A 22,020-nucleotide genomic window follows, 5' to 3' on the forward strand; every position below is an offset into this window, starting at 1 on the left:
CAGAAATGGCTACAGTCTGAAGGAAGTTACTAACGTCCGCAGTCTTTCCCCTTGGTGAAACAGTCGCTCACTCGATTGTGCTAAGTGCTCACTATCGAGGGAGGCTGAACCTGAGACATTGGCAAGATCATTTAATGTACGAGAAATCGCTTCGGTGACGCAGGTTTGCTCCTGCGCCGCATGGGAAACTTCGATATTCATATTACTGATATTGGAAACTAAATCAGTCACTTTAGACAGCACTAGCTTAATTTCTTCCGAACGGTTGACCCCTTGATTGGAGAGAGTCTGGCTCGATTGCATCACATTCACGGTTTCAGCAACTCGGCTCTGCACCTGTTGGATCATTTTTTGGATTTCTCCCGTCGCCTGTTGGGTGCGGCTCGCTAAAGAGCGCACTTCATCGGCAACGACGGCAAAACCACGCCCCTGCTCACCCGCTCTGGCGGCTTCAATGGCGGCATTGAGGGCGAGTAGATTAGTCTGTTCGGCAATGCTGTTGATCACCACCACCACTTCATCGATGCGTTGGGTTTCCTGTTGTAGCTGCGATACCGATTGGGCAGAACGCGCTAATTCCCCCGCTAATTGACGGGTAATGGCTAAGCCCGAGTCAAACTGACGTTGACCATCGTCGACCGCTCTATCGGCTTGGGTTGCCGCATCGGCAGTACGTTTTGCATTGATGGCCACTTCGTTGGCACTGGCACTCAATTGAGTCACGGCCGTGACCGCGGCTTCGGTTTCTTTAAGCTGAGCTTGCACCCTTTGATTGTTGCTTTGCGACAGCGTCCCAAGTGCCTTAGCATCGCCCAATAGCAGACCTGAGGTTTCATGCACTCTGGTAATAGTGCCATGAATCTGTTCGACAAAACCGTTGAAAGCATTGGCAAGTTTGCCGATTTCATCTTCGCTCTCCACGGGTAATCTGTGGCTTAAATCGCCATCACCATTGGCGATTTCTTCTAACGCGGCGACAACCTTATCTAAGGGACTAATCACTAAGCGTTTAAGAATGATGAAAATCACTAACAGACTGCCCGCTAAAATCAGCAGCGCCTGTAAAAAGTACCCCAGCAGTAACTCAGATAATTGCGCCTTAACCGGCAAAGTCGAGAAGGCAATGGTTAAACGCCCGGTCGGATTACCTTGGTCGCTGAACTGTAACTCTCTTGTTTGTAGATCGCTTGCGGCAACAGCCTCGGCTTGTTTGTCTTCGGCGAGCAACTTACCCCGATGATCCACAACGGTAATTTGATAGATTTGCTCAGACTTTAACATGACAGACAACACGGCACGGATCTGCTCGTAGTCGTAGGTAAAAATCGGCTGCGCCATGGTGACTTGAAGATTAGCAACGGTATTGTCTTCAAAGGCCATTTCGTTGCTGGCCAAGCTATCGCTCGCCAACCAATAGGACACCCCAAACAGCACGCTGACAATCATAAATATCGCAGCTGCTAACCCAATTTGTACTTTTAAGGCTAATGTTTTCATTATTTTGCACCTTGCATACTAAATAGATCTAACCACAACTCTTGGCGTTCAATGGGGGTTAAGGGACTTAAATCGGGCGTATCGAGACGAATAATGACGCGCTGCTCAAACTGGGCATCACGGTAGAGCTTGTCTATCTTAAGCTCACGATTAAACATCTCATCAAAGCTGCCGTCGCTTATCATATTTTCGAGCCCAGCTAAGATTGCCGCCGCTAACTCGGGGCGTTTTGGGGACACAAAAAAATATGCTGGCGAACGGTATTGCAGCAGGATATGAGTATCGATTTTCAGCGCAGGATCGGGGTGGCTTGCGAGTTCATCGCCAATTTCCTGTGCGCCGAGGGCAAGGTAATCGAATCGGCCACCCTCTAACATCGGATACAGATTGGTGTATTGATAGCTAGTCACAACAGGCAAACCATTGGTTTCAAGGATGCTGGCATCGGGCCAATAGCGGTTTTGCCCTGCTTTTAATCGCTTAAAATCCGCCAGCGTTTTTACATTGGCAAATCTAGCCTCATCCGTTTTGCGGATAATTAACAGGCGGTTACCGAGTAATCCCTTAAACAAAGGGATACGAACCGGGAGCACGGTTTCCTCAAGCTCCTTCGAAGTCATGCTCCAAAAAACATCGACAGTACCAGCAAGCGCTTCTTCGACCTTACGTTTTTGGTTCATCTGCGTCGACATTTGTTCGACCTGATAGGGCTGACCTGAGCGGCGCAGCGCCTCTTTGAGGAGATTAAACTGCCACTGCTGTTGGATTGTGGTCACTATCTTAATGGGAGCGGCATTGTTTGCCGTAGAAGTGCCTGCAGTAGCTGCATTGGTAAGCGTAAACGACGCCGACTCCACGGCGGCTATCGCGGTGAAACTAAAAGCGCAAACCATAGCGCTCGCCCAGAGTCCAAGGATGGGCATCAGCAAACGCTTAGCAAAAGTAGTTACTACACTGCCAAGCAGTGTAGCAATATGAATAACCATGAATCGCAGCCTCTTTTTTATGACTGGAATATCCAGCGAGTTTTATTTTTTAATGCCGCTAACTTGTCTGCTTATCCTAAGCAAGGTCGCTCTACCTAAAAAAATGGCTGGGCACTGCTTACAGTACCCAGCCAACGCTAGTTTCTGGGGAGAGACTATCAAAATATTAAAGACAAACGTATCGCCGCCCGACCAGCAATACTTCTGCCAAGTACATGAATAAGGAGACCTCATCCTCTTCATGCAGACCTTACAAAACAACGAATCACACAAGCAGATGACAGCGTTGTCATTGATTAAATTACACAAGAAAGAACAGGTTTTCTACATTTTTTTGACATTTATCGGTACTTTTTTAGCCGAAATACTTTTAACCCTTAAATATCAATATATTATGTTTTAACTTTTTATTTCCACACCAGTGTGACAACGTTGCCTCTGACTGATAACATGCATGCAACAACTCACCCATCCCGCGCGCTAACTCAAAATGCTGCCATATGGCCTTATCTTCAAACGTAGACATATTAACCTCAGCCAATATTATCGACCGATAGCAATCGTCATTGTGCTATTGAGTGTATGGCTATGTTGGTTAGTCCAATTTCATCAACCCGTTGAGTTAATAAAACAATACGGTCAGTTTGTGTTTTTGGGGATAACGGGAGCCATCTTTGCAAACGCCACGGGAGCGGGCGGTGGAGTGATCTTTATTCCGGTGTTCTCTAGTTTAAATTTCAGTGAAGTTCAGAGTGTCTCCACGTCATTTATGATCCAATGCTTTGGTATGACGGCAGGGGCGATTTCATGGTCAGGCTACTATCGACGACACCATCACCATGACAAAACCTGGTCAGGCTTTATTCCGAGCATTTTATTAGCGGCAACCTGCTCAGTGCCTGGTCTTTGGAGCAGTCAGTTATGGCAATTGAACTCACCTTCCTCGCTGCATACCAGCTTTAGCCTTTTCTCTATCGTATTAGGGATAGCGATCATTATCAGCAGCCAGCGCCGTACCCTTCAAAGCCATCGCCTCAACGCCCTAGACTATTGCTGGCTAGCAGTAATTGGTTATTTGGGTGGGATCATCACCGCCTGGTTATCGGTTGGCGTGGGCGAGTTGCTAGTGATCTATCTGATGTTACGGGGAGTGTGCGCCAAGATGGCCGTTGCTATCGGAGTGGTTGTCTCGGCTATTACCGTCTGGTCGGCAAGTCCGATACATGTCTTTTCAAGTAGCAGTCATGCCCTATTCGAACTGGTACTGTTTGCAGGCCCTGGCGCAATTATCGGCGGTTTATTAGCGCGAAAACTGGCGCTATTTCTCCCAGTCAAAACCTTAAAGCTGTTTTTCTCAAGTTGGATTATCTTGACTGGGAGTGTCATGCTCGCAAACTAAAATGGAAAGCTCGCTATCTTATCTATCCATCACTAAATCAATTAAACTTAATGAGCAAAGATGCGCATAAATGGCTGAATAGAAACCCCGTTTCGCGAAATTCAGCAAAGTCGCATCATCAAGCTGCTGTAGTTTAGGCTCATCAATCGTATAGATCCCGTCGATGTTGGTTTTCGTGCCATCCAGCGCCGTCACTGTAAGTGTTCTTGGTTGTAATAACTCATGCTCCAACAATACTTTGATAAAGTACTTCGTCATATCTTGGTAGCTAGCTTGTAAACCCGCGAGTTCAAGCTTCTTGGACAAGTAGTCCGTTTTCTCACCAGCCTCAGTAAATAATCGGTGAGTTTCATTTTCAGCCACGGATGAGTTGTTAATGTCGATACCTAAGATAATCTTTTCCTCATCGACATGGGTCATGCCTAATGGATACAGCTGCACTTGAATAGGTAAGTATCGTGATTGCCATTGCCCATTTTTTAGCAGCTTATTGGTATTCGGTTTTAGCGCGGTAATCGCGATAGAGACGAACTCGCCAGTTTGGTTATTCTTTGTAAATACAATAGGAAAGCTTGTCGCAGCCGACATAAACTCTTGCACTTGCAGTGGTAGCATATGCACAGTTTCAAAGTAGCTGTAATCGACCTTATCACCAATAGCCAAATTCTTATGGCTCGAGTCATTTAAAGGTACAAATTGTGTTTTCATTATATTTTTCCTTTTTACCCATTAAATTTAAAACGATTAAATAGATTGCAAACCATAGGTACAGATTTTATCGAGCAATTCCCTATGCTCAGGCAAACCATCTAGCATCTGTTGTTTTACCTTCGACATTTTGTTCATATACATGTTCAAAGAGGCCTGTGTTGCCGATGACCCACCACGCAAATTAGTCTGATATTTCATGCCATAAAGCACGTATAAATAATTGTCTAAGTTAAACACTTCAAACTTAGATGGAAAATCTTCAGCAATAGGACTATAGGATTTCCATAGTTCGAGTCGTTGCTTTAATCCTTCGGGAATAGTCTCTGAAGCCTGATTATCTAGCCAAAATGACGAGTCAGTTCTATCCGATAAACAGTAATGTAGTTTGGCAAATTCAACGACCCGCTCCCATGCATAGCCCACGGTATCATTAAATCGCTTTGCTAAGTAATCAACATCATCTGTATGCACAGGAAAACGTTCTGCCAGAAAACGTGCAGAGAAATCCGTTAACAATATGGATGTCGCTTCAATCGGCTCCAAAAAGCCTTGAGCTAACCCTAAAGCTACACAGTTTTTTACCCAAAACTGTTGACGATGACCCACTGTCATTGGAATTTTACGATGGGGAACATCGGCAAGTTTGCCACCGAGATAATGGTCAAACTTTCGCTCTGCCTCTGACTGCGCCATATGAGCAGACGAATAGACAAATCCCGTGCCTCGGCGCTGAGTCAATGCGATATCCCAAATCCAACCCGCTTGATGGGCCGTTGCTTGAGTATAAGGAGGGATGATATCCGTAGGTTGCGTCGGGATTTGCGCGACTAACGCAGTATCAATAAACAGTTGATGCGCTTTACTGATAAATGGCACTTTTAGTGCCTTAGCTAACAAAATCGATTCAAAGCCACTGCAATCAATATAAAAATCGAAAGAGAGAGTCCCTTGCTCGGTCTGCAAAGATGAAATTGCACCATCATCGCCTAAACGAACATCCTGCACAGTGGCAAAAATGTGCTCAACGTTGAATTTCTCAATCGCATTTTTAGCCAGTAATTTGGCAAATTTTGCCGCATTTAGATGATAGGCATAGCCTAACACTCCGGCATATTCGGGTGTTGTGATTAGCTTTGGCGCTTTTGCAGCCTCACAAACAAGATGCTGGGGAGAAACATAATCAGCAAAATCGCCTTGTTTCTCGGCCAACCAAGCAGAAACAGTATCTAAGCCTTGTAAATTAATAATATCAAATAGATGGTGGTAGAAATTATCCTTACCATGTCGAGCTTGATCTAACCAATTGACAAATTTAATTGACTGCTTAAATGTCACATCGCATGAGCGAATAAACTCTGATTCACTGATCCCAAAACTCTGTAGTGATTTCCGAATGGACGGTACAGTACCTTCACCAACTCCGATGATAGGAATATCAGGAGATTCAATCAGCGTGATAGATAGCTCAGAGCGCCCCTGCAACACTCGCCCTAAATGATTCGCCGCTAACCAACCTGAAGTCCCGCCCCCTATAATGGCTATTTTTCTGATTGTCATAACGCGCCTCTAAAAATTGCGTAAGCTGAGTTTATTGTTGGTGTTTTTGATAATAAAAAGCCTAGCGATTGCTAGGCTTTTTGGTCACTGAATTGAATTAGAAGCGCAGTGCTACACCAAGTTTGTAGCGAGCTTCACCATCGAAGCTCCACACTGGGTAGTTATCTTTAAACTCACTGATAACGCCTTCAGCATCAACAGGTGATACACCTTTCTGAATGCTATCCTCTTCAAGTAAGTTAACCACTTCAAATGTCACAGATAAGTAGTCAGTTACATCGTAGTTAGCACTTAAATCTAACGTGCCGTAGGCTTGGTGCTCGCGGTTACCGTAGAAGCCTGGTAATTCGCGCATCATGTACTCAGAACGCCAGTTATAAGCTACACGAGCAGAGAAATCATCGATTTCATAGTAACCCACTAAGTTAACAGTATGCTTAGATGAGTCAGAGAACACCCCTACGCGATCCGCATAGTTTTCAGCTGGAGATGAAGCATCTGCAAAGGTGTAGTTAGCTGAGTAACCAAAACCATTGTCAAATGAATCTTGCAACTGCAACTCAATACCATCGATAGAACCACCGTTAGCATTGTAGTTTTCACTCACGGTCCAGCAGTCGTAGATGCCTGCACCACAAGAACTGCCACCTTGCGCAACTAAGTTAGGATCATCAATACCAATCTGTTGGTTCAGCTTTTCTCTTGTCGAAATGAAAGAGTTAACATCTTTAATGAAGTAAGTAACAGCAAATAATCCTTCACCGCTGAAGTACCATTCTAAGCTCAGATCAGCCTGAGAGGCTTTGAACGGCTGCAGATTCACGCTACCAGTCACTTTCTTCTCGTTGCCTGGCGTACCATCGTTGAAACCTGGTAACTTAGACGTCGCGAAGAGATCCGCATAGTTAGGACGAGAAATAACTTGCGCAGCTGATGCTCTTAAAATTAAGTCACTTGCCAAGTCAAACGCAATGTTCATGCTTGGTAATACATCGTGATAGCTTGCCTTATCAGTACTTAAAACATCAGCATAAGTACCAGTTTGGCTAAACGCGTAGTAGTCAGACTCAACATCGGTAGAGATATATCTTAAACCGAAGTTACCACGCACACCTTCACCGGCAAAAGTAGCCATAGTGTACAGGGCTAAGTTTTTCTCTTGCAGTGTACCGTAACCAGACTTATCTAAAGTAAAGCCATCAATAGCGCCATAAGCATCTCTGATCATATTGTCAAAAATTGGCTTAGGTAAGGTAAAACCAGCGCCAGATGACATAGTGCCAGAGTAATATTCAGAGGCATCTTTTGCGACAATATTAGATGATTGTGCAGCTTCAGTCGTTTGAGTTACATCGTGGTCTGCATAGCTAATACCTGATTTAATAGAGGTAATAACGCCAAATTCAACCGGAACAGTAATATCGAAGGTCGCAAATGATTCTTCGTCTGTGTTAGGTTGTTTTTTCAGTGCCCAACCAGCAGTTTCCAATTGACCGTTGAAGTCACCCGCATCAAATGAGTTGTTTGCAATGTTGATGTCAATCACATCACCAGTTGCATCGTAAGTCCCTGCGAAATCTTCTGGTTTACCAATTGATTGACCGTAGTTAGAAGTAAGATCGGTACCTCCTTCAGCTTTAGTTTTACCGATACGGCCTTCTAACTTATAGTTATCAGCCTGATAAGCGAAATCTAAATCCACAGTGTCTGATGACATACTTGCTTTACGAGCCCATGTTTGTGCCCAAGCAAATCCGCCTTTATCTGTGTGTTCAACTAATGTACATACGCCTGCGGCATTTTTCTTAAGACAAGTATTCTCACCTTGCTGGGTTGGGAATAAGAAAATTGACGTGTTAGCGTTGTTAGCATCGAGCTGTAAGCTCATTAAATTCAGACCGAATTCCAGGTTATCAGTTGGTCTGTATTGGAATGCAGCATTTAAAGCTGTGCGCTCACGGTCTTGCTGGAAAGTAGTAGGAACAATTTCCCCCCAACCTAACAGAGTTTCAATACCGTTACGTTGATATTGTGTTTGATCCAAAGAACCTGCCACTAGGAAACCAAACTTCTCATCTTCCGTTTTCCAGCTGTACAAACCTGAAGTTTGTGGATCAATTTCTTCTGAAACGGTTCCGTAATCCCCTTTCGCACTCAGAAAGACTGAGTTCGCTTCCAAATCTAAAGGTTTACGAGTTTTAACAATTACAGTACCGCCGATACCACCTTCAGCGATATCTGCTTGAGATGATTTGTAAACTTGAATACCACCAACCATTTCTGGTGGCAGTAAGCTGTAGTTAAAGCTACGGTCGATAGCTTGTTGGTCAAACCAACCAGTAGAAGCAACTGAATGGCCGTTCAGTAACGTGCTCGTTAATTGGCTTGAAGCGCCACGGATAGAAACTTGCTGTCCTTGACCAAACTGACGGTTTACAGCAACGCCAGGAATACGACCTAAGGACTCCCCTACGTCACCATCAGGGAATTTACCGATATCTTCTGCAGTCACAGCATCAACGACAGAATCAGAAAAACGTTTGTCGTTAACAGAAGCTTTCATCGAAGCTCTCATACCACGAACTTCAATTTTCTCAATATTTTCAGCAGCTGCAGTGGCTTCAGCTTCTGCAGCAACAGCTCCGATTGAAACAGCGCTGCCGAGTAGGATAGCAATGTTTGTAGCTAGTACACTTTTCTTAAAGGATGATGGTCGCATCTCGTTTCCCTTCCATAACTTTATTATCGTTTTAGTATTCATAACCATTCCGATGGAATGACAACGCTGTCATGTCTAGTGCAAACATTACACAATAATTAACAGCCTTGCCACAACAAAATAACTCTGGACGAAAAAAAATGTCATAAAGCGAAGTGTTGAGAAGAGAAAAATCAATATATTCAAGCAAAAATAATCACTTAGATGTTTTGATGTAAAATTACAACTTATAACCGAGTGTTAACAGTTGAAAAATGCCTCAGTTTGTAACAATTCAGCATTGCTATACGCGGTAAATGCTCGCACTATAAGAAGCATAAGAAAAAGTAAGCTGACAACGCTGTCGGCTTGTAAATTGCGCCTAAAGGATTTAGGTTCATCAATTAGCTAGCCCTTCGCACATTTGAATAAAGAGTTTGTAGATCAATGAAAGTCACTATCAACGACGTCGCTAAATATGCTGGAGTGTCAATCAAGACAGTTTCCCGCGTAACCAATAACGAACCTTCGGTAAAACAAGCCACGGTTGATAAAGTGAATGAGGCCATCAAGGTATTAAACTACCAGCCCAATCTCGCGGCCAGAAACCTTGCTGGTACAAAATCCTATGCCATTGGATTTATTTATGATAATCCCAACGCTTATTACATTATTGATATGCAAAACGGGATTTTGTCGGCCTGCAAAGATAAAGGCTATGAGTTGGTTATTCATCCTTGTAATGCCAAATCTGACACCATTTGCGATGAACTGACTCAACTCGTGAAACATTCTCGACTGGCGGGTTTAGTGTTAACACCGCCTCTTTCTGAAGATCCTAAAGTCCTTAAAGCCTTAAGTGATATTGACGCCAACTATGTGCGCATTATTGCCGGCGAAGGTGATAAAGAGCAGGATGGACTGACGATTTTAGTCAATGACAAATTTGGTGCGGTTGAGATTACTCAGCATTTGATCGACTTAGGCCATAAAGAAATTGCCTTTTTAAGTGGCGATCTACACCACGAGTCTACCAAAGAGCGGTTACTTGGTTATAAACAAGCATTAACAAAAAATCGCCTGCTTTTGAATGAAGATTACATAATTGAAGGAAAATACTCATTTGAGTCTGGCGTTGAAGGAGCTAACACACTGATCAAACAGAAGAACCGTCCAACAGCGATAGTTGCCTGTAACGACGAAATTGCAGCAGGGGCACTTTTTGCAGCTCGTTTAGCAGGGCTAGATATCCCTGGCGATCTATCCATTGTCGGCTTCGAAGACAGTCCATTCTCACGCCAAACTTGGCCAAAACTAACAACAGTGCATCAACCTAACGCTGAAATTGCCCAAGTGGCAACAGAGCTGTTAATCGCGAAACGCCGTGAACAAGATGCCAAGTTTGCAAAAACATTTACGCCAGAGCCTGTGATCCGAGACTCTTCAGCCTCTCCCAAACATTAATTTTTAGCTCAGCAAGGCTAAAACAACACAGAGAGCCAAGGCTCTCTGTTTTGTTTTCAGTTAATGCAATTTCAGCTTTGGCCTTTGCCATTTCAGTAGCTTTTGCGCAATGCGATAAATAATTGCGGAGAACCAGCCATATAGGCTCGCTAAGTGTCTTTGGTATAACGAAATATACATGATCCTTGCGATATGACCTTCCACGAAGAAAGTCCCTGAACGCAAATTCCCCATTAGATTACCGACCGCAGAAAAACGACTTAAAGACACCAGAGAACCATAGTCTTTATACACAAAAGGTTTTTCCGCCTTCCCTTGTAAACGATTCACAATATTCTCATACAGGGTATCCGCCATTTGTGCTGCCGCTTGAGCACGCGGTGGCACAGGTTGGCCGGACTCCAAAATTAATAGAGCGCAATCCCCAAGCGCATAAATATCTTGATGGCCTTTAACTCGCATACAAGCATCAACTTCCACTTGATTGCGTGGCGTAATGGGTAACTTAGAGAAGTTTTGAAACGCTTTTGGACCTTTCACACCAGCCGCCCACACTTTAAGCCCCGCTTCGATAACGTCACCATCCTGTGTAATAAACCCATCGCGGGTGACTTCTTTAACCTGCACCCCGATATGCAAGCGGATGCCAATTTTATCCAATACCGCTTGAGCTCTTGCGCTCACACGTTCGGGTAACTGTGGGAGAATTTTTGGTGATGCTTCAATAAGATGCACATCAAGATGATGCTTAGAGATATTGAGGTAACCATACTCTTTCACCGACTCAATAACATGGTGAAGCTCTGCGGCTAATTCGACACCTGTGGCGCCAGCGCCAACAATACCTATACTGACTTTCTCTTGTGTTTCATTAAGTTGCAGTAATGCATCCAATAGCTTTTGATGGAATAAGTTAGCGTTATCTAAACTATCAAGGAAAATACAATGTTTCTCAGCCCCTAGGGTATTAAAGCTATTAGAGACCCCACCTAAGGCTAGCACTAAGTAATCGTATTCAATTTGACGGGGCTCAAGCAGTAATTCACCCGAGTCACTATAAACCGCAGCAAGTTGGATGGTTTTGGCATCGGGTTCACATTGCTCAATTTCGCCACGAATGTAGCGATAGCCATTCTTAAGACCATGATCTCGATACAACAATCCCTCTATAGACTGGTCAATAACCCCAACAGCTACTTCGTGTAATTTTGGCTTCCAAATATGGATTGTGCTTTTATCAATTAAGCAAACATCGACGACATCACTACCGCCCATCTTGCGGCCTAATTTAGAGGCTAGCGCTAAACCTGCCGCCCCACCACCTACTATCACGATTCGTTTCGTAGCCAAAATAACAACCTCAACAAGCCTATTTAAGTGGCTAAGTTATACCATGGAACAGATAAGAGATAACTACTTTAGTCTAACTAAAGAGGCTATTTTGCATTAAAGATATTTCAGGAACAGAAAGACTTAGTCCCATTAATCATAAATTTTAAGCAACAAAAAAGGGCCTAATGGCCCTCTCTTTAAACGGATGAATCACACCGCTTCTTCGTTTTCTTCACCAGTTCTAATGCGGATAACGCGCTCTACATCAGTTACGAAAATCTTACCATCGCCGATTTTACCGGTACGAGCTGTTTCCACAATAACATCAATCGCTTGGTCGACTAAGTCATCTTGAATCACGAGTTCTATTTTAACTTTAGGTAAAAAGTCGACCATATACTCCGCACCGCGGTAAAGCTCGGTGTGCCCTTTTTGACGGCCAAAACCTTTAACCTCTAGCACTGTCATCCCGGTGATACCTATCTCAGCAAGTGACTCGCGTACATCATCCAATTTAAAAGGCTTAATAATCGCTTCAACTTTTTTCATCAAACATTCCTCGGCACTTGCTGACAGATAATCAAATAGAATGCCATTAGCTTACACGGGGTTAGGCGATTATTGAAGTATAGGCAGCGCTTTCCTCATAAAACACAGTTTCTATAAAACAATTCTTAGTCCGTAAAAATCTAAAAGGCTCGTTGGTACGCTTCTATACTTTAACAGCAGCAGTTTTGCTCCAAAGGCTCGTAGGATGCGAGCGACATTTATAACAAAGGAACTGTTATGAAAACTCTACCACATGGCTTTAGCCTGATTGAACTCATCACTACGGTATCCATTTCGACCATTCTGTTATCGATTGGAGCTCCCTCGTTAAGCGATTTCAACACAAGATTCAGAGCTGATAGTAATATCAAAGTCATCCAGCAAACACTAATGCTCGCCCGAAATCATGCCATTTCCTTCAATCGAAAAGTGACAGTCTGTGCCTTAAGCAACAATCAGTGCACATCTAACTGGCAGCTTGGCTTAACGGTATTTATTGATGTAAACAGCAATAGTCAACTCGATGGCAATGAAACGACTATTTTTACCACTAACGCTTTCAATGCCAGTGATACTGTCATCTACAATCGAACCTCAATTCGTTTTCAACCAGATGGTCTTGCCTCTGGTACTAATGGAACATTGAAGTATTGTCCATCAAGTCCCACGAGCCCTCATTCGCGAGGGATTGTGGTAAATCAAGCTGGCAGGGCAAGACTATCGACTGATGCCAATATCCGCTGCGGATAAATGGCGAGAATTGATTGAAGGCAATATCAACTAACAACATAAAGGATTAAGACTATCTTTCAGAAACTAAACAGCACAAAGGATACAACTTAGATACTGAAATCCCGCCTATTCTCGCTTATACTTTAGTTTGTATAAGTGAGGGTTGAGTGCATGCTAAATAAATTGCTTGGTTTCACACTAATTGAACTGATGGTTACGATTGCAGTGGCTGCAATATTATTAACTATCGGAGTACCATCTTTAATATCCGTCTATGAAGGTGTGCGTGTTAATAATAATATCGCCAAAATTCATGACATTATGGTTTTTGCCAGAAATCAAGCCGTCAGTTATGGCGCAACAATTAAAGTTTGTGCATCAAATGGAAGTGCATGTGGTACAAATTGGGGGAATGGGATTAAAGTGATTAGTCCTGATAATAAAGATATTCGTGTTATTGACGCATTCAATACAAATGACAGTGTAAAAAGTAATTCGGCAAGTTTTACCTTTAGCTCTGAAGGCATGTTATCAGCAAACAGTGCTGTAGAAATCATCTACTGCCCAGGCGGCTCTGCGACAAACTCCAAGAGTGTAAACATAAGCTCTAGCGGATTAATCTCCTACGGAGCAGATGGTAAAAGCTGCTCATAAACCAGAAGATATTCCACACACATAAGCTTATCTCAAGGTTAGCTCATCAATTTTCTTACTGTTTTCATTAGTAAACTCTTGACTAAGCTCAACACACTCTACGACCTCTTTAATAAAGAATTTCTTTTTATCTCCACCTATTTTTTGCTTGCTAGGAAGACTAGCCATGTTCAAATTGACATCTTTAATCCTCCATCGATAGAACAGTACTTTATCACCATTTGTCGTTGTGACATGGCATTTGTAATCCTGCATAACAACTGTAGGTTCCGCAGCAAACACAAATGTAGGCAAAGCTAATGCTAATGCTAAAGCAATACAATATTTTATCATTTCCAACACTCCGCAGAAGGCCCCTTTACACCAGCAGATGTCATCGTAATAGTCGCACACGTTGAGTCTCGACTAGCCTGCGAACCTTGTGCAGTCGCAGTGATAGTGAATGAACTGGTTCCACTTGACGCTAAGCTATAACGCCCATGCTCTGTAACAAAAGGATTAGCGGCTAACCCCAGTTTGGTCATATCAGTAGTATAGGCTCGGTTATCCAAATAATACTGCTCTTGAAGATTTGCAACCTTCATCACCGCCGCAACACCTTCAGACCGTCCACTCTTAACCACGTAATCAATGTATGATGGATACGCTATCGAAGCTAAAATCCCCACAATAACAACAGCGATCATGACTTCAATTAAAGTGAACCCTTGCAGTCTATTTTTTTTCATTAATGTTCTTACTCATCAATATGATAATAAATTTTGTTAGTCTTTAAGCCACTACCCAATTCGATCGTTCCCTTGCATTCACCGTTCTCACACTCGCCTTTACCAACACCGATAACATACGCTTTCGGCTCTTCACCCGGTTGTGGCTCAGGGATAACGATTTGGGGGGTATCAGGAATACGTTCACCAACCTCATAGTAAAGTGTACTTGATGTTCGAGTACCTTTATGTAGGTCAAATACATAGAGTCGTCCCTGTCCTGAAAAACCACATACCCCCGCATCCAAATCAACGGCTTGGTTAGTCGGCGGAACAAATGAAGTGAAATAAACTTTACCATCAAAAATAAGCGAGGAAGATAGGCTTTTCTCTCCCGTGGCAGGGAAATCATAATACCAGCCTCTCTTTTGCCCAAAAGCAATATTATCACTCTGCGAAGTAGGTGCCGCAGAGGTCACATCATACAGATTAGAAATCGTTAGAGGGGCCGGTATATCGGTGCCAGTGAATTGTTTAGTGACAACATTTCTATCCTGAAATACATAAAACATGTCATTAGTGGCGATGTCCAATGGATGCGTTCTATTCCCCGTACCCACAGTGACAGCGTCATACGGGATACTCTGATAGGATAAGACCCCATTTTCAGAATGAATATTATTAAACTGGGTTTGGGCCACTGTAGGTTCAGCAAAAAACATGCGGTTGTTAGGAGAGCTCGTTGTTGCAATTTTAGCAAATTGGAATACAGACCAATTTGTTTTATTCGTCGAAGGTAAATCTATTCGCCAAATACTTCCCTCGATGTCACTTGCATATATCCGATCAGAGATACCATCATTATTACTGTCTAACACAGCCACTTTATTTGGGATACTGCTCATTCCCGTAGCGGTAAACTTAGTCACAAATTCACCAGTAAATGCTTTGACAATATAAACAGCAGCCCCAGAACCCTCTGCTGATTCCATCCCGCCACCAAAAATCAATACTGGTTCAGAGATTGATGGGATAAAAGTGACGACAGGTTCTGACCAGCTTTGGCCTAAGTCTTCAAACTTTTCCGTACTAGAATTGATCAGCCACTTATACTGTGGTGAATCTGGGTTTGTGATATCTAACGCATAGTAAGATGTGCCGCCGCGCCTCATCCCAAGGAAAACCCAAGCCTTATTAACTTTACCAACCGAATCCGTCTCAGTATATGCAACCGGTGATAAGTCCATCCCATAAACACTGTGAGTACCAGTCGAATCATCTTGCCTGAGTGTTGGAATGTTATGTACTAATTCAGATGGTATAAATGCCCAAGACTCGGTAACTGAACCAACAGCATAATCGCCACTACCAGTGTCAGAATCTTTAAACATATGTACCAATCCCTGATTGGTGCCAACTAAGATTCGAACATCAAGATTTTCAGATGTCACATTGCCATCGGCATCTGTTGTAGGTTTATTACCGAAGTTAATGGCGAGAGGCTTCGAATGGAGAGGATCCCCCATAATATCATCTCGAGGGTCGGTATAGATTTCATCATTATCTTCATCATCAACATCTACACCATAAATCCAGTCTCGATTCTTGGAGACAGTATCAGAAACGGAGCTAGTTGCAGGACTTCCTAGAAGAGAATAAAAACTCGAATCGCTTATTGTTGTAAGCAAACTCAAACCACTTCCATCATTTATATATATTTTTCTATTTTTTAATTGGGATTTTAAGGTCGGTAACACCCCACCCGATTTAACCTTATTACCATCAATGTTACCTGCGGGACAGGTATTCCAATAGGTGCATGTATCACTTGATATATTGCCGTTAGTATCAATTGCTCCCGTCGTACCACCTGGACCGACAATCTCACCAGAGGAATTAACTTTCAGCTTTTTCAAATTACCACTCCAGCGGGGTCCACCACCGGGTAAAAACATGGCAAAGTAAGCTGAGTTATAGGTCTGAGTTTTATCGAAGTTGTTACTGGCAATACTCGGAGAGGTGAAAGATGAATCAATGGTCAGAATAGACTTTAATGCGTCGTTCATCGCTTCGACTAAATCAAGGCCCGTTTTAGCGACGTAATAACCTTTAGATACGCCATTTACTCTTGGGCTTCCGCCCCTAAAAGCCGCCTCCTCCAAGAGCGCAGCTGCTTTATCCGCACCGTCAGAAAAGCCTATGGTAAACAATCTAACGTTTTGTTTGTTATCAACACCATTCGAATCTTTCGGCCCAACAACAATATCATTGTTGTACATATAAGCCGCTAAAGCAGGCAAATAACTAAAATCATCTTGATTACGATCATCTTTGAAACTCATAGCGCTGTAGTCACCAGCGACTTTAGCGGTTGAAGTTAATTGCTTAATCGAATCGTCCGCAGCATGGTCGATTGTTGGCGCACCATCGGTAATATAAATCACATATGCGGTATCCGGACATGCTTTAAACTTCGTAGCATAATTGCCACTCATCAAGATGCTTGAGGGACTATTTGGCGTATAGTTATCAACCTTATAATATCCTGTCGCATTTTTATCATCATTACCAAAGGTGACAGGTCCGCCACTAAAAAATTGATAAGCTTCATATAATGTTTCACACAGAGGTGTATTGGTTTGAGCAGGCATGTCCCTAATTAAAGATATTAAAGAGGACTTATTGGCTTCCGTCATTTCGGTCATATCATAAATAATACGTCCACCGTCAGCATAATTTTCGGTTGGATAGTTCAAGTTATAAACGGCAAGAGCTGCATCAATGGGAATAGCCAAGGACTCTAATGCTGACTTAAGTGCATTTTTTGCGACATCTAAACGAGTACCAGTACCACCACTATTCTGCCCTTCTGTTGTAGTTGTAGCCCACTTGTACCACACAAGGTAATGTGCAGAGTAAAGTGTCACCGGCGTTTCGGTTCCAAACTTTGTATTATTTAAGCTATATAAACGATCTGTCTCAGAGCTTCCCGATGTATACATTTTGTTAGTATCAACAGGATAACCATTTGCAAACGTTGGGTTTTTATTAGTTGAACCTGGATTTTTAGGGTCTTTATTGAGAATATCTTCGTAGCAGTCAACAATATCGTTCTGATTAAAACCATTATTGTTTGCTAAAGACTCCCACTTATTTTTGTTAAACTCTCGCAAGTATCCTGTGTAACGTCCCTTATCCACTAACGCTTTGGCAGCAGTATTACAGTTATTATTTCCCAAATAAAAACGACGACCATCATTAGGATCATCAGGGGTCGGCATATTGCTGGTATTATCGATACCGCCTGCATTCCAATAGGTACCTTTCTGATTGATATACCCAGAATAACTGTTCATGTATGTCTCAAATCCTGCAGGATAGGTACAAGTACCTGCCGCATGACCAGCTTCGGAACAATATGAGCTGACAGCATTCTGATCTTCCGTTGACATACTCCCTGAGTTATCAAAGATAAATAACACCTGTGGGCGCTTGCCAGTCCTTACCGTTGAGTCAACAAGATAAAGCTCTGTATCATCTGCATGTATTTGCCCTGCAATAATGACTGTTGCAGCCATAAGAGCACAAAAGAGTTTTTTCAACATAACTTTAGTTTCCTGTTAGCACTTGTTGCTCTACACCTGAAACAACGGTTAATGAGCCAAGATTGTCCCGACCAAAGGTCACTGAACTGCTAATCTCAACCCTTCTACAGCTAACCAAATTTGCCCCTGTCGCATTTGTGGTTCTTTGGCATCCCACATCACGCACGCCCGTTTCAGGCAAGGGCTTCAATGTCTGGCTGCTATTAAATACTGTTGTATCCGCCTCTGCGTTAAGGTTTGCCAATTGCTCGCCCGAATAATCTGAAATTACCTGCTCTAAACCACCATCAGCAATCGCTTTAGCTTCTATTCTTTCTGCGCCCGCTCCTGACATTCGCAACGATTGTGTTGAGTTAACCGCCAACGCAACACCAATTACTGTCATGAGGACCAAGACAATTAATGCAAAAAACAACACGATCCCTTTCTGCTTTCTCATCACACATGGCCTCAATTAACTGCGTATAAGTACTGGGTTTTCCAATACGATCGTTGTTGACAATACCTTACGACGATAATGGTCGTTAGCAGGAATAGTGATGGTTTTGTCTCCCAAAAGGTACTCAGTCTCGTTGGTATAGCTCTTGTCTTCGTTAATCGATCTCACCAGTACAAACGCTTTTATCGCAACTAATCGCTGAAAGCCTTCGTTATCCCACATCAACGATGTGACATCTTCAGCAGGCATAAAGCTATCAGGAGTGCTATCCCCGTCATTATCAAAACCATATAAGAATCGAATATTCTCAATGCCTTCAACTAACTGCTCATCGTTACTCATGCCTGTACTGGTTAAGGTTTTACGCCTTAGGATAGGTATTTGATTAGCGTCGTTTGCAATAAAATAGACATGATGTTGATATTCCCATGTTCTCGGATTTTCAAGTGCTGTGGTAGGAGTTGCACCAACAAAAAATACCGCCTGAGAGGAGTTCGCAGCCACATACACAGAGCTTGAGTTCCCAGTTGCGACATTAGGCCCAATAAAGCGTTTTAGCTGTAAAACATCTGTATCCGCATTAACGTCACTGTTCCCCAAACAACTAAGATGTGTACTTGTTGCAGTATTCTCATACCCCCACAATCGCCTAAAATGGGCTGGCTGATTATTAGGCAGCGTCGCGTTATTCAGCCCATCGCCGACACAATCAGCGGTTATGGTAGTGACCTCGATGTTGGTATTTGTCCCGACGATAAAATCAGTGCCCGTTAAATCCCCCATAAAACCTAACTGGCTAATATCTCTTTCCATAATGGCCAAGGCTATACGACCATTCTCTTGCAACTGATTAAACTGACTTGTTGTCGTCACGTTTGAAGACGACATACTAAACATAGTAAAAACACCGGCAGTCAAAAAAAGCCCGATGACCATAGCGACCATCAACTCAACGAGTGACATTCCCCGTTCCATGGTTTTACTTAACTTCATACGAAATGATTTTTTCATCTAAATAATCACTGTCTTAAGTGAAAAAATGCGCCTGTTTTCAGTGTCAGCACCACAAGTGTTTGCAGCATCCGCAACCGCTGAGGTATCAATATTGGTCTCGCGTATTCCTCGCCAAGTAATCACAACAAGCACATCACGATTATTCACTTCAATACAAGCCGTAGGAGAATCCAATCCCCCAACGTTTTGAGTGCCAACAGTCTCAGACTCTCCGGTTAACGAAGATTGCCATTCAAAAATATCCCACAACTTCAATTCTGTTGGATTACAAAGTGTTGTGTTTTCACACACCTTTGCGACAGAACTGGGGATGCCAGTGTATTCTCCGGCATAGCTATCAAGCTGCGTTCGGTTTAGCTTCATGCGGTTGATAATATCATTGGCGTAATAGGAGGCTTGTGTTTGCTGAAAAGATTCAAAGCTGCCGCGTTTGGCCACTATGTGTAAATTAAAAATACCGATCAAGCCAATCACTAGAATCACCAATGCGACAAGCACTTCAATTAAAGAGAAGCCCCGTTGAATTCTGTTATGCGTCAATCGTTCAAATTTAGTCATATTTTTGACAAGCTTTTCAGCTATTTACCCTTTTAAATCTTAATCTTACGATAAAAACATTACTAGCAGTTAATAATAGATGAGTAAAATGTAAGTAGCCAGTAACAATAGCATATAAGCGTTAATTCCATTATGCCTTGTTTGTATTTGGTGAATTTTGATAATAAAAAAGAGGCCGTTGGCCTCTTTTTTATTCATCACATTGATTCGAATGAACTAGCGTAATTCCGCAGGTACTGCAAAGACAGTATCTTCTTTACGCCCTTCAACTTCGGTAACGACACTCGGTGCTAATTTCGCAATCGCTTGAACCACTTGCTGAACCAGTACTTCTGGTGCTGATGCGCCAGCGGTCACCGCAACTTTAGTCACATTTTCAAACCAAGATGAATCGATATCATCCGCGGTATCAACCAGATAAGATTGAGTTCCGGTTTTTAATGCCAATTCACGCAAGCGGTTAGAGTTAGAGCTATTTTTCGAGCCGACCACAATCAACAAATCCACATCGGCCGATAAGTTCCGCACTGCATCCTGACGGTTTTGCGTCGCGTAACAAATATCATCCTTACGCGGACCTTCAATCGAAGGAAAACGCTTTTGCAATGCGGTGATAATATCGAGGGTATCATCTACCGAGAGCGTTGTTTGAGTCACGAAGCAGAGGTTATTTGGATCACGAACTTCTAAAGTTTCGACATCTGCAGGAGATTCAATCAGATAAACACCGCCATTAGGGTTATCATATTGCCCCATGGTGCCTTCCACTTCTGGATGTCCCTCATGACCAATCAAAATACATTCAATCCCCTTGCGACTTGCTCGAGTGACCTGCAAATGCACTTTGGTGACTAATGGGCAAGTCGCATCGAAAACACGCAACCCACGCGCCTTAGCCTCGGCACGCACTGCCTGAGAAACTCCATGAGCACTGAAGATAACAATATTGTTATCAGGTACTTGGTCTAACTCTTCAACAAAAACGGCACCGCGATCTTTTAGGTTTTGCACTACATAGCGGTTATGCACCACTTCATGGCGAACATAAATCGGCGGCGAAAATAACTCGAGTGCGCGCTCGACAATACTAATGGCGCGATCCACACCAGCACAAAAGCCGCGAGGATTGGCCAGCATAATATTTAAACTTGGGCTGGTAGGATCTAATTTCATCTTACAGTACCTTCACCACGTCGAGTTCAAATGTCACTTTGCGTCCCGCTAGAGGGTGATTGAGATCGACGGTAATCGAATCGCCAGCAACCTCACGCACAATTCCAGGGATCTCACTGCCGCCAGGGCCTGCGAAACTGACGATAACGCCAACTTCAAGCTCCATATCGGCTGGGAAGCGGGTTCTATCCATATAATGAATCGCATCGGGATTTGACTCACCAAAGGCATCGACCGCTTCGAGCGTAAAGTTGTGCTTATCGCCTTCATTCAAGGAAACAAGTTGCGCTTCAAATGCAGGGCTTAAAGTACCATCACCGATATTAAGGCGTGCTGGCTTACCCGAGGCTTTAGTGCTATCGGCGGTCGAACCATCTTCAAGCACAATATTCATATGGCACAATAACGAACGTGTCACAGTCACTACTTCACCTCTTCGGTTTTATCTTGTTCGGATTTGCTGTTAAAAAACGAATCCCAAATGATCAGCACTGCACCGATAAAAATCGCGGAATCGGCGATATTAAAGGCGGGATAATGGCTCTTACCCCAATAAAAATCGATAAAATCCACCACAAAACCGTGCATCAATCGATCGATTAAGTTACCTAGGGCGCCACCAATCACTAAGGTGTAAGCCAAGTTTAACTTCCATAGGGATGCCGATTGCTTGCGCAGCCACACAGTCAACAAGGTACTGAAACCAACAGCCACTAGGGTAAATAACCAACGTTGCCAACCGCCCGCTTCACTTAAAAAGCTAAATGCGGCGCCATAGTTACGTACATAGGTGAAATTAAAAAAAGGTAATAACTTCACCGATTCGAACAAATCAAAATTGGCTAAGATCCATTGTTTGGATAGTTGATCGGCTAAAAACACCAACACAACTACCCAATACCAACGTAAGCCACTGTCTTTCCAAGTTAATGGCATACAGATCCT

The 22,020-nt window shown here is 43.1% G+C and carries 20 protein-coding genes; 4 read left to right on the forward strand and 16 right to left on the reverse strand.

The window, feature by feature from the left end; all coding sequences use genetic code 11:
* Positions 1-9 precede the first annotated feature (9 nt).
* Together L2713_RS09305 and L2713_RS09310 are read right to left on the reverse strand one after the other, a co-directional pair.
* The gene (locus L2713_RS09305) at positions 10-1,497 is read right to left on the reverse strand and encodes a methyl-accepting chemotaxis protein (RefSeq protein ID WP_248967682.1); all 1,488 of its coding nucleotides are present in this window, start codon (positions 1,495-1,497) and stop codon (positions 10-12) included.
* Positions 1,497-2,483 (reverse strand): substrate-binding periplasmic protein, encoded by a 987-nt coding sequence (locus L2713_RS09310; RefSeq protein WP_248967683.1) that lies wholly within the window; start codon positions 2,481-2,483, stop codon positions 1,497-1,499. Before L2713_RS09310 ends, L2713_RS09305 begins: the two co-directional genes overlap by 1 nt.
* A gap of 490 nt (positions 2,484-2,973) precedes the next feature.
* On the opposite strand from L2713_RS09310, the gene L2713_RS09315 reads away from it, so the two are divergent.
* Positions 2,974-3,882, forward strand: coding sequence for a sulfite exporter TauE/SafE family protein (locus tag L2713_RS09315; protein WP_248967684.1), 909 nt, complete (start codon positions 2,974-2,976; stop codon positions 3,880-3,882).
* Positions 3,883-3,900: 18 nt separating this feature from the next.
* Here the strand turns inward: L2713_RS09315 and L2713_RS09320 are convergent, their stop codons facing one another.
* From L2713_RS09320 to L2713_RS09330, 3 genes are all read right to left on the reverse strand, one after another.
* Positions 3,901-4,590, reverse strand: coding sequence for a SapC family protein (locus L2713_RS09320; RefSeq protein WP_248967685.1), 690 nt, complete (start codon positions 4,588-4,590; stop codon positions 3,901-3,903).
* Positions 4,591-4,626: 36 nt separating this feature from the next.
* Positions 4,627-6,150, reverse strand: coding sequence for a tryptophan halogenase family protein (locus tag L2713_RS09325; protein ID WP_248967686.1), 1,524 nt, complete (start codon positions 6,148-6,150; stop codon positions 4,627-4,629).
* 97 nt (positions 6,151-6,247) lie between these two features.
* A complete protein-coding gene (locus L2713_RS09330; RefSeq protein ID WP_248967718.1) occupies positions 6,248-8,869 on the reverse strand; it encodes a TonB-dependent receptor in 2,622 nt (873 codons plus the stop codon).
* Positions 8,870-9,295: 426 nt separating this feature from the next.
* Here L2713_RS09330 and L2713_RS09335 point away from each other — a divergent pair, with 426 nt between their 5' ends.
* Positions 9,296-10,312, forward strand: coding sequence for a LacI family DNA-binding transcriptional regulator (locus L2713_RS09335; RefSeq protein WP_248967687.1), 1,017 nt, complete (start codon positions 9,296-9,298; stop codon positions 10,310-10,312).
* 60 nt (positions 10,313-10,372) lie between these two features.
* Here the strand turns inward: L2713_RS09335 and L2713_RS09340 are convergent, their stop codons facing one another.
* Positions 10,373-11,662, reverse strand: coding sequence for an NAD(P)/FAD-dependent oxidoreductase (locus tag L2713_RS09340; protein WP_248967688.1), 1,290 nt, complete (start codon positions 11,660-11,662; stop codon positions 10,373-10,375).
* A 192-nt stretch (positions 11,663-11,854) separates the two neighbouring features.
* Positions 11,855-12,193, reverse strand: coding sequence for a nitrogen regulatory protein P-II (glnB, locus tag L2713_RS09345; protein WP_011073353.1), 339 nt, complete (start codon positions 12,191-12,193; stop codon positions 11,855-11,857).
* 237 nt (positions 12,194-12,430) lie between these two features.
* Between glnB and L2713_RS09350 the strand changes: the two genes are divergently transcribed.
* Positions 12,431-12,943: a GspH/FimT family pseudopilin gene (locus L2713_RS09350; protein WP_248967689.1), complete on the forward strand. Its 513-nt coding sequence runs from the start codon at positions 12,431-12,433 to the stop codon at positions 12,941-12,943.
* A gap of 153 nt (positions 12,944-13,096) precedes the next feature.
* Complete coding sequence (locus L2713_RS09355; RefSeq protein WP_109285549.1) at positions 13,097-13,579, forward strand: GspH/FimT family pseudopilin; 483 nt, start codon at positions 13,097-13,099, stop codon at positions 13,577-13,579.
* A 27-nt stretch (positions 13,580-13,606) separates the two neighbouring features.
* Here L2713_RS09355 and L2713_RS09360 read toward each other — a convergent pair whose 3' ends face one another.
* From L2713_RS09360 to lspA, 9 genes are all read right to left on the reverse strand, one after another.
* Entirely contained in the window at positions 13,607-13,912 is a 306-nt protein-coding gene (locus L2713_RS09360) for a TapY2 family type IVa secretion system protein (protein WP_248967690.1), read from the reverse strand.
* Complete coding sequence (locus tag L2713_RS09365; RefSeq protein ID WP_248967691.1) at positions 13,909-14,307, reverse strand: type IV pilin protein; 399 nt, start codon at positions 14,305-14,307, stop codon at positions 13,909-13,911. Before L2713_RS09365 ends, L2713_RS09360 begins: the two co-directional genes overlap by 4 nt.
* Positions 14,308-14,315: 8 nt before the next feature.
* Positions 14,316-17,891 carry a pilus assembly protein gene (locus L2713_RS09370; RefSeq protein WP_248967692.1) on the reverse strand — a complete coding sequence of 1,192 codons (3,576 nt, stop codon included), beginning with the start codon at positions 17,889-17,891 and terminating at the stop codon, positions 14,316-14,318.
* 4 nt (positions 17,892-17,895) lie between these two features.
* Positions 17,896-18,330, reverse strand: coding sequence for a pilus assembly PilX family protein (locus tag L2713_RS09375; protein ID WP_089067208.1), 435 nt, complete (start codon positions 18,328-18,330; stop codon positions 17,896-17,898).
* A gap of 15 nt (positions 18,331-18,345) precedes the next feature.
* Positions 18,346-19,323, reverse strand: coding sequence for a PilW family protein (locus tag L2713_RS09380; protein ID WP_380823004.1), 978 nt, complete (start codon positions 19,321-19,323; stop codon positions 18,346-18,348).
* An 18-nt stretch (positions 19,324-19,341) separates the two neighbouring features.
* Positions 19,342-19,902 carry a type IV pilus modification protein PilV gene (gene pilV / locus L2713_RS09385; protein ID WP_248967694.1) on the reverse strand — a complete coding sequence of 187 codons (561 nt, stop codon included), beginning with the start codon at positions 19,900-19,902 and terminating at the stop codon, positions 19,342-19,344.
* 216 nt (positions 19,903-20,118) lie between these two features.
* The gene (gene ispH, locus L2713_RS09390) at positions 20,119-21,075 is read right to left on the reverse strand and encodes a 4-hydroxy-3-methylbut-2-enyl diphosphate reductase (protein WP_011623702.1); all 957 of its coding nucleotides are present in this window, start codon (positions 21,073-21,075) and stop codon (positions 20,119-20,121) included.
* A gap of 1 nt (position 21,076) precedes the next feature.
* Positions 21,077-21,499, reverse strand: a complete 423-nt coding sequence (gene fkpB / locus L2713_RS09395; RefSeq protein ID WP_011717963.1) for an FKBP-type peptidyl-prolyl cis-trans isomerase — start codon at positions 21,497-21,499, stop codon at positions 21,077-21,079.
* Entirely contained in the window at positions 21,499-22,011 is a 513-nt protein-coding gene (lspA, locus tag L2713_RS09400) for a signal peptidase II (protein WP_248967695.1), read from the reverse strand. Before lspA ends, fkpB begins: the two co-directional genes overlap by 1 nt.
* Positions 22,012-22,020: the final 9 nt, after the last annotated feature.

Source organism: Shewanella seohaensis, from assembly GCF_023283775.1.
Classification (GTDB): Bacteria; Pseudomonadota; Gammaproteobacteria; order Enterobacterales; family Shewanellaceae; genus Shewanella; species Shewanella seohaensis.

Excerpts from the sequence above, each read along its gene's own strand:
- ispH (WP_011623702.1), bottom strand. The coding sequence starts at position 21,075 with ATGAAATTAGATCCTACCAGCCCAAGTTTAAATATTATGCTGGCCAAT.
- L2713_RS09350 (WP_248967689.1), top strand. The coding sequence starts at position 12,431 with ATGAAAACTCTACCACATGGCTTTAGCCTGATTGAACTCATCACTACG.
- L2713_RS09330 (WP_248967718.1), bottom strand. The coding sequence starts at position 8,869 with ATGCGACCATCATCCTTTAAGAAAAGTGTACTAGCTACAAACATTGCT.
- L2713_RS09335 (WP_248967687.1), top strand. The coding sequence starts at position 9,296 with ATGAAAGTCACTATCAACGACGTCGCTAAATATGCTGGAGTGTCAATC.
- L2713_RS09315 (WP_248967684.1), top strand. The coding sequence starts at position 2,974 with ATGCTGCCATATGGCCTTATCTTCAAACGTAGACATATTAACCTCAGC.
- L2713_RS09380 (WP_380823004.1), bottom strand. The coding sequence starts at position 19,323 with ATGAAGTTAAGTAAAACCATGGAACGGGGAATGTCACTCGTTGAGTTG.
- L2713_RS09360 (WP_248967690.1), bottom strand. The coding sequence starts at position 13,912 with ATGATAAAATATTGTATTGCTTTAGCATTAGCATTAGCTTTGCCTACA.
- L2713_RS09355 (WP_109285549.1), top strand. The coding sequence starts at position 13,097 with ATGCTAAATAAATTGCTTGGTTTCACACTAATTGAACTGATGGTTACG.
- L2713_RS09305 (WP_248967682.1), bottom strand. The coding sequence starts at position 1,497 with ATGAAAACATTAGCCTTAAAAGTACAAATTGGGTTAGCAGCTGCGATA.
- L2713_RS09375 (WP_089067208.1), bottom strand. The coding sequence starts at position 18,330 with ATGAGAAAGCAGAAAGGGATCGTGTTGTTTTTTGCATTAATTGTCTTG.
- lspA (WP_248967695.1), bottom strand. The coding sequence starts at position 22,011 with ATGCCATTAACTTGGAAAGACAGTGGCTTACGTTGGTATTGGGTAGTT.
- L2713_RS09365 (WP_248967691.1), bottom strand. The coding sequence starts at position 14,307 with ATGAAAAAAAATAGACTGCAAGGGTTCACTTTAATTGAAGTCATGATC.
- glnB (WP_011073353.1), bottom strand. The coding sequence starts at position 12,193 with ATGAAAAAAGTTGAAGCGATTATTAAGCCTTTTAAATTGGATGATGTA.
- L2713_RS09325 (WP_248967686.1), bottom strand. The coding sequence starts at position 6,150 with ATGACAATCAGAAAAATAGCCATTATAGGGGGCGGGACTTCAGGTTGG.
- L2713_RS09320 (WP_248967685.1), bottom strand. The coding sequence starts at position 4,590 with ATGAAAACACAATTTGTACCTTTAAATGACTCGAGCCATAAGAATTTG.
- L2713_RS09310 (WP_248967683.1), bottom strand. The coding sequence starts at position 2,483 with ATGGTTATTCATATTGCTACACTGCTTGGCAGTGTAGTAACTACTTTT.
- pilV (WP_248967694.1), bottom strand. The coding sequence starts at position 19,902 with ATGACTAAATTTGAACGATTGACGCATAACAGAATTCAACGGGGCTTC.
- L2713_RS09370 (WP_248967692.1), bottom strand. The coding sequence starts at position 17,891 with ATGTTGAAAAAACTCTTTTGTGCTCTTATGGCTGCAACAGTCATTATT.